An 11829-nucleotide genomic window follows, 5' to 3' on the forward strand; every position below is an offset into this window, starting at 1 on the left:
CTCTCCAAGGGCCAGACTCTAATCGCAGATGGAGGAAAAATCCCGTGGCAGGTCAATGTCCATTCGACACATCGTGTCCGTAACTCGCTTCCATCCGGACTTGGGCGACTACGACCCATACCAGCTGTTTGTGAGGTTCGCGGCGAACGACTGCTTTGTGCGCCCCTTGCTGCGAGGGCAACGCCGCAATACATTCAGACCGCTCTCCGCCCGACGCGAGGACAACATGCCTCGAGCCGTGATAAGCTTCCACTGTCGGCAAGGCCGAAGAAGTGTGGGCACAGTGGACAGGAGGTAGCCCCATGTCCGTCGAATTTCTTCCCGCTCTCCGTCCTGCCCGAGTTCCTTGGAAGAAGGGCCGCACCATCGGCCAGAAACGTCCGCTGCTGCCTCCGCATGTTTGGTCGATCCGCGTCCGCTTTGAGATGGCAGGCAACGCGCGGGACCTCGCACTGTTCAACATGGCGGTCGATAGCAAACTGCGCGGTTGCGACCTTGTCGGCCTTAGGGTTCGGGATGTCTTAGCTGCCGAGCGCGTCAAGGAGCGGACCTCGATGATCCAAAGCAAGACCGGCAAGCCGGTCCGGTTCGAGATCACCGAGACCACAAGGGTGTCACTCGATCGCTGGATCAGCGACCCGGAGATGAACGGCCTCGAATTCCTTTGGCCCAGCCGGATCCACGGCAGCCCGCATCTGTCCACGCGACAGTATGCCCGGATCGTCCGGGGCTTGGTGACTTCGCTCGGCCTGGAGCCGAGCGCCTACGGCACGCATTCCATGCGACGGACCAAGGTCGCGCAGATCTACAAGAAGACCGGTAACTTGCGCGCGGTCCAGCTGCTGTTGGGGCACACGAAGATGGATAGCACGGTGCGCTATCTCGGCGTCGACATCGAGGACGCGTTGTCCCTGTCGGAGGGGTGCGACCTTTGATCAACTTTCCCGACGGGCACACCATGCGCCGGTCGACCCGAAGCTGCCGGTTGTTTCCCGCGACCAGAACGCTCACTTCGCATCACTCGCGGGTGGCCCGGATCGAGCCACCGAGTTCTCAGCTAGCGTGCTTCGACGGTTCGGGCAGAATGATCTCCATGACTGACCGAGTCGATATCGGCGATTTCACTCTGGACCTTCGCAGCGGCAAGCTTTCGAGGCGTGGAGAGGCCGTCGAAATAGGTGGACGAGCTCTGGCCGTTCTGTCGGCCCTGGCAACGGTCGAAGGGACACAAAGCAAGGACGCCCTGCTTGCGGCAGGCTGGCCAGGCCGGACGGTTGAAGAGGGTAACCTGACCGTCCAGATCGCAACGCTCCGCAAGCTTCTCGGCGAAACGGCGATCATCACGGTACCCCGGGTGGGCTATAGGCTGCAAAGGAGTGTCGTCGCAGAAGGCAGAGTATTGCCCAGGCTTGCCGTCTTGCCGTTCGAGCCTCTCGGCGGCGGATCCGAAGATGCCTACTTCGCCGATGGCCTTGCAGAAGACCTGATCACGGCCCTTGGGCGCTTTCGTCAGTTTGGCGTATTGTCGCGGAAGGCAGCGATTGCGGCACGGTCGACACTTGCGGAGGCATCGGTCGACTATTTGCTCGATGGATCAATCCGGCGGGCGGGGACACACTTGGTTATCACCGCTCATATCTCGGAAATCCGTTCGGGGCGTGAACTTTGGTCGAGAAGATTGGAAGGCGACCTGGACGATCTTTTCGAGTTTCAGGATCGGATCGCAACGGCTGTGGCCACATCCGTCGCACCGGAGATTGAGGCGGCCGAGATAGCTGGCGCTGTGCGTGAGCGAACGACCAGCATGTCGGCCTATGATCTCTACCTTCGGGCTTTGCCCGAAATCTACGCCGAGACCGAGCCCGGCAATCTTCGTGCTCGCGAACTTCTTGATCGCGCATTGGTGATCGAGCCAGACAACCCGCTCTATCTCGCACACGCAGGCTGGGTGCTTGAGCATCGTTCAGCGATGGGATGGCCGCTCTTTGACGCCGATCATCGCGACCGCTGCATCCGGTATTCCCGAAAGGCGCTCGCCATGGCTCGGGGGGACGCGCGGGCCCTGATGCATGCAGCAATTTCCCTATTGCACATGCGCGAATACGATCTCGCGGTCGCCGGAGTTGAAAGGGCGGAGCGGGATAACCCGAACAATCTCATGGTCTTGCTCGGCACTGCAGTGATGCATCTGCATGTCGGCCAGCTTGAAGCGATCCCGATGCTGATCGGTCGTCTGGAAGCCATCGACCCCAACGATCCACTGCGCCACATCCATTCCAGCCTAATGGCCGCCTATCACTTCTTGTCTGGGGAACCTGAGGCCGCCGCTATGCGTGCAGCGGAAGGACTCGTCCGGCAACCACACTTTGACCCGCTCTACTGGATGATCGTCGCGGCGGAGGTTGCGCTTGGCCGAATTGACGACGCACGCCGCCATGTGGCCGAGCTGCGCCTGATTTCTCCGCAAGCCACGGTTGCCTCAATCCGTGCGGGTCAGCCACGCAAACTGCCGGAGCGTATCGAGCCAATCCTGGCCGCACTTGCGGTTGCGGGCTTACCGGAGTCCTAACGCCCTTAAGAACTTTTAGGAGTTCTTTGGACTTACGACAGCGAGGTTAAGCCCGATCTGATTCACTGTGCACCCAGTCAGTCATCACATGGAGGCACAGATGCTCACGCCGCTTTCGATCAACAGTCTGAGTCAAGGCCCGAAGTGGCAAGAACCCCTGCAGGTCCGGCAGATCAATCGACGTGATGTCCCGCTCGTGGCAGGTCGCGCGTCCGGCTTCTGGCGGCTGTGGCCAGTGCTTCGGAAGCTGTTTGCTGACCTCATATCGCCCGCAGCCTTCAGAGGCGCACCATGACGCAGCCCTTCGACCCGACTGATCCGGCTTCATGGGATGATGAGCTCGACGCCGTCGTCGCGGCCCCGAACCAGCATCGCGTGCTGTTCGAGAACGACCGGCTCCGTGTGCTGGAGGTGGTTCTGGAGCCTGGGGACGAGGAGCCGGTTCACCACCACCGTTGGCCATCGGTGTTTGTCTTCGACCGACTCAAGCCTCCAGTGGTTGACATCACTCCCTCGGGTCAGCGCCTGCCGCCGCACCGCAATGTGATGCAGGCCCTGGAAAGCTGGGACGGAAGGGGTTGTCTGGTCGTGCGCATGGCGCCGCAGCCGCCCGGACGGGTTCTGAACGAGTCCGATGCGGCGCTTCATGGCATACGGATCGAGATGAAAGGCATGTAGGCCTGACGCGGGTCAAAGCCGCAATCTCGGCCCTTAGCTGCCGGTTATCATGCCCGGATCGCAGGGCTCCCCAGTACTGCGTGCTCCGCAGTGTGCAAACCAGATCTTAAGCTGGCGCTGCACCACGCGCTTGACACCGTGCTGCGCGCTGCCTACGGACACCGGCTCCGCGGGGCAGAAGGAATACGATCATGACGCCTAAAGCGCCTGGGCTGGGCGTGGATTTCGGCACCTCGAACACTGCCGCTGGCTATCTGCGCGATGGAAGACCCCGACTGATCTCCTTCGCGTCTGGCCAGACCACCATCCCCACGACCTTCTTCTTTGACTTCGACACGCGGAAAATGCTGATAGGCGAGCCAGCCAACCAAGCGCTGCTTGACGGTGCCCACGGTCGTTTCATGCGGGCACTCAAGCGCATCCTTGGCACGCCACTTATGCACGAGCCCCGGCAACTTTTGAACGAACGGGTGACCTTCGTCGATATCATTGCCCGCTTCCTCGCCCAGGTGAAGGCGCGTGCCGAGGCGGAGGCGGGGATCAGCTTCGACCGTGTGCTGTCAGGGCGGCCGGTGGTCTTCCATGCGGCGGGCGACCCCCGCGAAGTCGCCGCCGAAGCGGATTTGCGCGCCTGTTACCTCGCCGCCGGTTTTCGTGATGTGGCGTTCATGCCTGAGCCGCAGGCCGCCGCCATCGCCAGCGGCGCGCTGGGGGACCAAGGGGGAACCGGGTTGATCGTCGATGTGGGTGGCGGCACATCGGACTTCTCGCTGTTCTGCTCGGGTAAAGAGGGGGTGACGATCCTCGCCAACCACGGCGTGCGCATCGGTGGGACGGATTTCGACCGGGCCATCAGTATCGACCGGGTGATGCTGCATCTGGGAAAGGGGACCGACCTGCGAAAGGTCCTGGGCTCGGGCAGCACCCCGACACCGAACGCCATCTTCCACGACCTTGCGACCTGGGAGAAGATCGCGTTCATCTATACGCCGCAGAACCGAAGGCTTGCTGCCGAGATGGTGCGGCTGGCGCATGAGCCAGAGAAACTGGCCCGTCTGGCCAGGGTGTTGGAGGATGAGCTGGGGCACGAGTTGAGCTTCGCCGTAGAGCGCGGAAAGATCGCGTCCAACAGTGGGGATGCGAGCGCATCCATCCTGCTGGATGGGATTGAGCCGGGCCTGGCTGTTCCCCTTTCGGCGGACGCCCTGGCAGATACCTTTGCCCGCTATGCGGACGCATTGGCGGAAGGCGCACGTGAGACTCTACGGATTGCGGGCCTGGACCCAGCCCAGGTAGAGAAGGTGTTCTATGTCGGAGGTTCCAGCCTGATGTCCCTGGTCTCGCAGACCATGAGAGAGCTGTTTCCGCAGGCTGCCCACTCCTTCAGCGAGGTGTTCACGGCCGTTGCGGATGGGCTGGCCATCGCCGCAGGTGGCGAAAGGCAGTTACTACCGGTATGATCTCAGCGACGGGATTTCTGCATGCAGAACGCCCTAGGAGCTTTGGAGGATAATTGACGCGGACGGCCCATACCTGCCGGTCGACCCTAACCCGTGCTGCCTGGCCGCGCTCCCGGAAGCAGACGTTGGCCCGTAATGCAGCATTCTGGCGATGCCGGTGACCGCTTTGCGGACATAGGGGACATTGACCAACCGAAAGACGCCTATCAAGGTGCAGCAACAAAGCGAAGTTCTGAGTGGATTTAGAATGTCTGCATTTGTCCGCTATCTGACCCACCCGCAGGTTCACATCGATCCACTCAAAGATGTTCAAAGGTGGTCGTTGAACTCAGTAGGAAGCGCCCGTGTGTCTGCTCTGGCGGCCCGCCTTGGTGTCCTGTCACAAACGCATAGAGTGATTAGCAGCGATGAAGCGAAAGCACTCGAAACTGCCGAGCCTCTCGCCTTGGCACTGGGCGTGAAGCTGGAAGTCCGCGCACAGATGCACGAAAATGATCGAAGCGCGACTGGATTTCTACCTCCTGAAGAATTTGAGAAAGTTGCCGACAAATTCTTCGCGGAACCCTCCAGGAGCGTGTGCGGGTGGGAGAAGGCCGAAACAGCGCAACGTCGAATTTTGGCTGAAGTTGATGCTTGCCTTGAAGGCCCGCAAGACGGCGATGTTCTCTTCGTTGGACACGGCGGTGTCGGCACTCTCCTCTTCTGCGCCTTAGCAGGTCTCGACATTAATCGGCGCTTTGATCAAGGGCCCGGCGGTGGCGGATGCTGGTTCGAGTTCAGCCTTGTGGGACGCAAGCCGCTGCAGGGATGGCAACCGATGGAAGCCCTGATTATCGGCAGTTGAGGGCTTCAAACCGTATCGCGGTAAAGGAGAATGGCCCACTGACCAGCCAAAATCAGTCATCAACGTGTTTGGCCGAGGTGGTGTGAAAATTCCAATATCAATAATCTTCGCAGAGCACTTTCCTCAGGTTCCGATCTCCTCGCGAGCTTCCTGAGAACGAAATGTCGCAATCAGGCCTGCGGGCGAACGTCGTTCCGGGGCCGACCAGTTCGACCAAGTTTTCACACAGCCTCGGCGCAATGCCGCCGTTGCGGGCTCGATCTGCACGGCATTGCAGGTTCCTAAAAGCAGTCATCGGCCGAAGTTGCTGAATTTTTGCGGCTGCGCTGCCAGATCAGTGGAAGCTACGGATGCTGGCTTCGACCATCCGGTCAAAGCTGGCGAAGTCTGGAAGCCGAACGCGGCAATAGGCTGCAAAGCCGGGGGCCAGACTTTTCTGACCAATCCCGACAACGGTCAGGCCCGCTGCATCCGCCGAGATCACTCCGGGCAAGGCGTCTTCAACTGCAAAGGCTTCGGCTTGGCCAAGGTCGAGGAGACGCAGGGTCTCGAGATAGGGCAGCGGGTCCGGCTTGCCGCGCGGCAAGTCAGCACCTGACACGATGGCACGCACATGGCCTACAAGTCCAAGCTGGTCCAGAGCCGCGAGGATATGGCGGCGTGGCGACGAGGAGCAGACGGCAATGCGAAGTCCCAGTTCGGCCAGCCGGATCACCGACTCCGCGGCCCCGGGGATAGGCTGGCGCATTTGTGGCAGCAAGACATCTGCTTCAGCGCCGATCTGGTTGGCAAGATCAGTCCGGTGGTCGTCGGTCAGGTCAGGGCCCAGAACCTCGGTCAGGAAACTGCGCACGCCACGGCCGACAAAGGCGTCATAAGTGGCTTGCGGAACCTTAACCCCAAGGCGGGCCATGACGCGACGCTTGGCTGCCTCCCACGCGGGTTCGCTGTGAACCAGGGTGCCGTCAAGATCGAAGATTGCAGCGCGGTAAAGGGTCAGATTCACTTGGCCAATTCCCATGGCTGGTCCGGGTAGGTAAGGTCGGGGGCCAACCGAACAGGGAATGCGCCATGACCGACCTTGCCGATCGATACACAGCTGCCCGCGATATTGCCAGCAATGCAGGGGCGATGGCGATGAGCTACTTCAGCAAGCTGGATCAATTGATCGTAGACGTTAAGGGGCATCAGGATTTCGTATCCGAAGCGGACCGCAATGTAGAGCTGGCCGTCCGGGCGGCACTGGCAAAGGCCTTCCCCGAGGACGGGATCGTCGGTGAAGAGGGTGCGCCCACCTCTGGCTCCAGCGGCTATACCTGGGTAATCGACCCGATCGACGGCACCACGAACTTTGTCAACGGCATTCCGCAGTGGTGCGTGATCATCGCTTGCGTCCACAATGGGCAGACGGTGATCGGCGTGGTCCATGACCCGGTTCACGACGAGATGCACCACGCGGTGGCGGGTGGCGGCGCCTTCTGCAACGACCGTCCGATCCGCTGCTCGGCCAAGCCCTCGTTGCGCGAAGGCTCGCTGGGAATCGGGTTCTCAGGGCGGACGCATATCGAGGGGGTCAAGCGTCTGGTCGACCTGTGCTGCGATGCGGGCACGGTGTTCTGGCGCAACGGATCGGGCGGGCTGTCGCTGGCATATGTGGCATCGGGACGCATCCTTGGCTATGTCGAGGAACACATGAACGCCTGGGATTTCCTGGCAGGCCACCTGATCGTGGCCGAGGCCGGGGGCCGGGTGGAGCCGGTGGATGCCGATATGGCAATCGCCGAGGGAGGGCGCGTGATCGTCGCCGGTCCGGGTGTGTTCGACGCGGTGATTGGCCTGGCCAAGGCGGCCTACAACGTCTGAGCGGGGATCAGTACCGGGCCCGAGGCGGCAAAAGAGATCGTCACTGCCTGTCCGACACGGAACGGAGTGACCACTTCGTCAAGCACGGCAAAGACGGTGCCAAAACCGGCGGTCACGGTGTATTCCATCCGGCTGCCGACATAGGTCGCCTTGTCGATAATCGCTGCCACCCCGTCGCCCGCACCAGCCACAAGCCGCATTCGCGACGGGCGAACGGCCAGCATAGCCGGACCCATGGGCAGGCCGCGCGACGGCAGGCGGTGGACGTAGTCGGCAATCCGGACGGTTGCCACATCGCCCTCCAGCGCGGTTATTTCGACCGAGATCAGGTTCGCCTCGCCGATGAAATCAGCCACAAAGGCATCGGCGGGGGCTTCGTACAGATCACGCGGGGTTCCCTTCTGGGCGATCGCGGCATTGCGCATCACCACGATTTCGTCCGATACCGCCAGCGCCTCTTCCTGGTCATGGGTCACATAGACGACGGTCAGGCCAAGGTTCTGCTGAATCTCGCGGATTTCCTCGCGCACCTGACGGCGCAGCTTGGCGTCAAGGTTTGACAGCGGTTCGTCGAACAACAGCACCTGCGGTTCCAGCACCAGCGCGCGAGCTACCGCCACCCGCTGCTGCTGCCCGCCCGACAGTTCCGACGGGAGCCGGTCGCCATAGCCCGTCAGGCCCACCAGCCCCAATCCGGCCAGCGCCTTTTCCCGCGTCTCTGCCCTGTCGAAGCCGGAAAACTTCAGGCCGTAGCTGACATTTTCCATCACCGTCATGTGCGGGAACAGCGCGTAAGACTGAAACACCATCGACACGTCGCGGTCGGTGGCGGGCAGCTTGGTCACATCCTTGTCACCAATGAAGATGCGGCCCGAAGTTGCCATCTCCAGCCCCGCGATCATCCGCAAGGTGGTGGTCTTGCCGCAGCCGGACGGGCCAAGCAGTGTCACCAGCGTGCCGGCAGCGACTTCAAGGTTGATGTTGTCCACAGCCCTGACCTTGGTGCCGTAGACCTTTGACACGTTCTCGAAGCGGACAGACGCGGCCTTGGCGTTGATCTTCGTCATTCAGTGCCCCTCGGCATGGGCCGTGCGGCGGCCAATCTGGGTGCGCCCGACCATCAGTTGCAGCAGCCCCACGGCGGCCAGCATCACGAAGATCAGCGCGGTGGAGTAGGCGATGGCCAGCCCGTAGTCGTTGTTCTCGACCCGCCCGATGATATAGCTGGTCGACATGTCGTAGCGGGCCGACACCAGGAAGATCACCGCCGAAATCGCCGTCATCGCGCGGACAAAGCTGTAGACGAGCGCGGCCAGGATTGCGGGGCGCAGCAACGGCAGGATCACCGCGCGGAAAGTCTGCCACGAGTTCGCGCCAAGCGTCAGCGAAGATTCGTCCAAGGATTTGTCCAGCTGGCTCATCGAGGCGATGCCCGCGCGCACCCCCACCGGCATGTTGCGGAAGATGAAGCTGATCACCAGGATTAGCCCGGTGCCAGTGATCTCGATCGGGGGCACGTTGAAGGCCAGGATATAGGCCACGCCGATGACCGTGCCCGGGATGGCAAAGGACAGCATGGTGCCAAACTCGAACATGCGTTTGCCGGCAAAGGTCTGGCGCGTCAGCAGGTAGGCCGTGATCAGGCCGATGGCAGCCGTCAGCGGTGCCGCCAGTGTAGCGATCATAATCGTGGTCCAGAAACTGTCCCAGGCAGATCCGGTCCAGCGCAGGCCGTCCTCGCCCCAGTCGATGCGGAAGGCAGTCAGGTAGTGCTTGAAGGTCAACGTGTCATCGACGCCCCACAGCTGCACGACCGATCCGTAAAGGATCATCCCGTAGACAACCACCGTGAAGGCCGACCACACCGCGACAGCGATGTAGATCGGGATCGCCAGCCCGCGCGGCATGGGCGGATGCACCCCTGCATCACCCTTGCCGGTGACGGTTGTATAGCTTTTCCGGCCCAGCCAGAACCGCTGCAGGTAAAACGCCCCCAGCGTGAAGCCCAGCAGAACGACGGCCAGAACGGCCGCACGGCTTTGGTCATATTGCGCGCCGACAATGGCAAAGAATATCTCGGTCGACAAAACGTCGAAGTTGCCTCCCAGCACCAAGGGGTTGCCGAAATCGGCCATGCTTTCGATGAAGCCCAGAAGAAAGGCATTCGCCAGCCCCGGGCGCATCAGCGGCCAGCTGACGGTGCGGAAGGTTTGCCAGCGGTTCGCCCGCAGGGTCTGTGCGGCCTCTTCCATGCTGGGTGACACGCCTTCGACCACACCGATCAGCACCAGAAAGGCAATGGGGGTAAAGGCCAGCAACTGCGCGATCAGGATGCCGGGCAGACCGTAGACCCAGCGTGACGGCTCCAGCCCAAGAAGGCCCGCGACGCCGGTGGTCACCGTGCCTGACAAGCCGAACAACAGGATGATCGCCAGCCCGATCACAAAGGGCGGGGTGATGATCGGCAGCACCGTCAGCGCCCGCAAGAGGCGCTTGTAGCGAAAGCCGGATCGTGTCAGCACCAACGCGAAGGCAAGGCCCAGCAGCGTGGTCAGCACCCCGACCAGAATGGCCAGGAACAGCGAGTTCCAAGCCACCCCGCAGCGCCCGCCGGACAAGCAGCCGAGGCCCCAGATGCGGGTATCAAAGAACTTCGGGAAGAACCCGATGATCGAATAGCCGCCGTCCTCCGTGGCAAAGGCGGCCAGCAGCATCTTGGCTATGGGGAAGAAGACGAAGATGGTCACAACCGCGATCACTCCGCCGATGGCAGAGGTCACGAACACATCTCCGTTGATCGCGCCGCGCGCGGCCACGCCTTGCGTGAACAGGAACAGAAAGGCCGACGCCGTGATCATCGCGCCGTAGCCCATGCCGAACTGTCGGTCGTCCAATGGGCCGAACAGAGCGGACAGCCAGTCGGCGTTGAAGCCGCGCAAGCCGATGCCTAGCCCTTGCGCCACCAGCCAGGCAAAGCCGAACCCCCCCGCTGCGATCAGAACCTTTGCGTAGATTGGGTCGCTTTTGCGCCGACCCAGCACCAGCAAGGGCGCTACCAGCGCCAGGAGCATGGGCGCCAGCCACAGCTTCTGGCCCATCCCCACCAGGACGGCGGCCGGGGCATAGTCATCGTCCAGCGGCCAGCCGTCCAGAAGCCATTCGAACGACCAGAACCCCTCGACCCCGTACCATGGCAGTACGCAATAGCCGAGCCACCCGGCAATGATCCAGAAGATCAGGACCGGATGGGTCGTGCGTTCAAGACTGACGCTGCGCAACGGCCCTTACTGCGGCAGGGTCGAAACTTCGGTGTCCCACTTGGACAGCAGGCGCTTGCGTTCTTCGCTGGAGCCGTACTTCTTGAAGTCGTAGTCGATCAGCTTGATCGAGGCCATGTCCGGCGCCTTGTCCGACTTGACCGCCCCCATGTTCGACATCACCTGGAAAGCGTTCACCTGCAACGCCAGATCCTGCGCTTCTTTGGACAGGGCCCAATCATAGAACTGCTTCGCCTCATCCATGTTCCGCGCGCCCTTGATGATGGACATCGACCCGATCTCATAGCCGGTGCCCTCACACGGGGCGACGGTCACGACGGGGAAGCCCGCAACCGTGGTTGCCACCGCGTCATGCATGAAGACGATGCCGATCAGCGTTTCGCCCTGACCGGCGGCCTTTATCGGTGCTGAGCCGGACTTGGTGTACTGGTTGATGTTCGCGTGCAGCCGCTTCATGTAGTCGAAGCCGGCGTCCTCGCCGAAGATCTGCACCATCGAGGCCAGCATGGTATAGGCCGTGCCAGACGAGTTCGGGTTCGCCATCTGGACCATGCCCTTGTATTCCGGCTTGGTCAGGTCTTCCCAGCAGGCCGGGGCAGGCAGGCCGGCCGCTGCCAGCATGTCCGAGTTGTAGCCAAAGCCAAGCGCGCCGGAATAGATGCCGATGGTCTTGTCGCCGGCACTTTCTGCCTGCGCGATGGCCCAGGGATGAAGCTGGTCACGCATCGGGCTGACGTAGGGCTCGGTCAGGTCTTCCTCGGCCGCCTGCAGGTGCGGATCACCGGTGCCGCCCCACCATACGTCACCCTTCGGATTGCTGGCTTCGGCCTGAATCTGGGCGAAGGTCTCGCCCGAGGACTTTCGGGTCATCGCCACGTCAATCCCGGTCGCGTCTTCGAAGCTCTTCTCCATGATCTGGCACCATTCTTCCTGCGCCGAGCAGTAAAGGTTCAGGTCTGCCAGCGCAGCCGTGCCGGACAAAGCGGTTGCAGACGCCAAAGCAGCGGCGGTCGCGCGTTTTCTCATGGTGTTCCTCCCAGAACGATGTCTTGTGTCTTGCGCCACTGGAGGGGCGTCTTCGTTTATTGCCCAATGCTAGCCCCATTGCGTCAACTGTGACAATCCGAATTCCACCTG

At 61.8% G+C, this 11829-nt stretch carries 10 protein-coding genes; 6 read left to right on the forward strand and 4 right to left on the reverse strand.

Going from position 1 to position 11829, the window contains the following annotated elements; genetic code table 11:
- Positions 1–302: 302 nt before the first annotated feature.
- The 5 genes from ACE3Q6_RS21875 to ACE3Q6_RS21895 all read left to right on the forward strand — a co-directional run bounded on the left by ACE3Q6_RS21875 (position 303) and on the right by ACE3Q6_RS21895 (position 5551).
- On the forward strand, positions 303–935 hold the full coding sequence (locus ACE3Q6_RS21875) for a tyrosine-type recombinase/integrase (protein ID WP_374437173.1): 633 nt from the start codon (positions 303–305) through the stop codon (positions 933–935).
- A gap of 158 nt (positions 936–1093) precedes the next feature.
- The gene (locus tag ACE3Q6_RS21880; protein WP_374437175.1) at positions 1094–2569 is read left to right on the forward strand and encodes a winged helix-turn-helix domain-containing protein; all 1476 of its coding nucleotides are present in this window, start codon (positions 1094–1096) and stop codon (positions 2567–2569) included.
- A 291-nt stretch (positions 2570–2860) separates the two neighbouring features.
- Positions 2861–3247, forward strand: coding sequence for a hypothetical protein (locus ACE3Q6_RS21885; protein WP_374437177.1), 387 nt, complete (start codon positions 2861–2863; stop codon positions 3245–3247).
- 191 nt (positions 3248–3438) lie between these two features.
- Positions 3439–4707 carry an Hsp70 family protein gene (locus tag ACE3Q6_RS21890; protein ID WP_374437179.1) on the forward strand — a complete coding sequence of 423 codons (1269 nt, stop codon included), beginning with the start codon at positions 3439–3441 and terminating at the stop codon, positions 4705–4707.
- Positions 4708–4954: 247 nt separating this feature from the next.
- Positions 4955–5551: a histidine phosphatase family protein gene (locus tag ACE3Q6_RS21895; protein WP_374437181.1), complete on the forward strand. Its 597-nt coding sequence runs from the start codon at positions 4955–4957 to the stop codon at positions 5549–5551.
- Positions 5552–5885: 334 nt separating this feature from the next.
- Here the strand turns inward: ACE3Q6_RS21895 and ACE3Q6_RS21900 are convergent, their stop codons facing one another.
- A complete protein-coding gene (locus tag ACE3Q6_RS21900; RefSeq protein ID WP_374437184.1) occupies positions 5886–6572 on the reverse strand; it encodes an HAD family hydrolase in 687 nt (228 codons plus the stop codon).
- Between the two features lie 50 nt (positions 6573–6622).
- Here ACE3Q6_RS21900 and ACE3Q6_RS21905 point away from each other — a divergent pair, with 50 nt between their 5' ends.
- The gene (locus ACE3Q6_RS21905; RefSeq protein WP_374437186.1) at positions 6623–7414 is read left to right on the forward strand and encodes an inositol monophosphatase; all 792 of its coding nucleotides are present in this window, start codon (positions 6623–6625) and stop codon (positions 7412–7414) included.
- Here ACE3Q6_RS21905 and ACE3Q6_RS21910 read toward each other — a convergent pair.
- The 3 genes from ACE3Q6_RS21910 to ACE3Q6_RS21920 are packed head-to-tail and all read right to left on the reverse strand — an operon-like array spanning position 7402 to position 11718.
- Positions 7402–8481 carry an ABC transporter ATP-binding protein gene (locus ACE3Q6_RS21910; protein ID WP_374437188.1) on the reverse strand — a complete coding sequence of 360 codons (1080 nt, stop codon included), beginning with the start codon at positions 8479–8481 and terminating at the stop codon, positions 7402–7404. The two genes, ACE3Q6_RS21905 and ACE3Q6_RS21910, sit on opposite strands and share 13 nt — an antisense overlap.
- A complete protein-coding gene (locus tag ACE3Q6_RS21915) occupies positions 8482–10692 on the reverse strand; it encodes an ABC transporter permease (RefSeq protein ID WP_374437191.1) in 2211 nt (736 codons plus the stop codon).
- Between the two features lie 6 nt (positions 10693–10698).
- Complete coding sequence (locus ACE3Q6_RS21920; protein WP_374437193.1) at positions 10699–11718, reverse strand: ABC transporter substrate-binding protein; 1020 nt, start codon at positions 11716–11718, stop codon at positions 10699–10701.
- Positions 11719–11829 lie beyond the last annotated feature (111 nt).

Origin of the sequence: Tabrizicola sp. (genome assembly GCF_041913445.1) — a bacterium.
Taxonomy (GTDB): Bacteria; Pseudomonadota; Alphaproteobacteria; order Rhodobacterales; family Rhodobacteraceae; genus Tabrizicola.

Bases quoted from the DNA above. Each gene is read 5' to 3' on its own strand.
- ACE3Q6_RS21875 (WP_374437173.1), top strand. From the start codon at position 303: ATGTCCGTCGAATTTCTTCCCGCTCTCCGTCCTGCCCGAGTTCCTTGG.
- ACE3Q6_RS21880 (WP_374437175.1), top strand. From the start codon at position 1,094: ATGACTGACCGAGTCGATATCGGCGATTTCACTCTGGACCTTCGCAGC.
- ACE3Q6_RS21885 (WP_374437177.1), top strand. From the start codon at position 2,861: ATGACGCAGCCCTTCGACCCGACTGATCCGGCTTCATGGGATGATGAG.
- ACE3Q6_RS21890 (WP_374437179.1), top strand. From the start codon at position 3,439: ATGACGCCTAAAGCGCCTGGGCTGGGCGTGGATTTCGGCACCTCGAAC.
- ACE3Q6_RS21895 (WP_374437181.1), top strand. From the start codon at position 4,955: ATGTCTGCATTTGTCCGCTATCTGACCCACCCGCAGGTTCACATCGAT.
- ACE3Q6_RS21900 (WP_374437184.1), bottom strand. From the start codon at position 6,572: ATGGGAATTGGCCAAGTGAATCTGACCCTTTACCGCGCTGCAATCTTC.
- ACE3Q6_RS21905 (WP_374437186.1), top strand. From the start codon at position 6,623: ATGACCGACCTTGCCGATCGATACACAGCTGCCCGCGATATTGCCAGC.
- ACE3Q6_RS21910 (WP_374437188.1), bottom strand. From the start codon at position 8,481: ATGACGAAGATCAACGCCAAGGCCGCGTCTGTCCGCTTCGAGAACGTG.
- ACE3Q6_RS21920 (WP_374437193.1), bottom strand. From the start codon at position 11,718: ATGAGAAAACGCGCGACCGCCGCTGCTTTGGCGTCTGCAACCGCTTTG.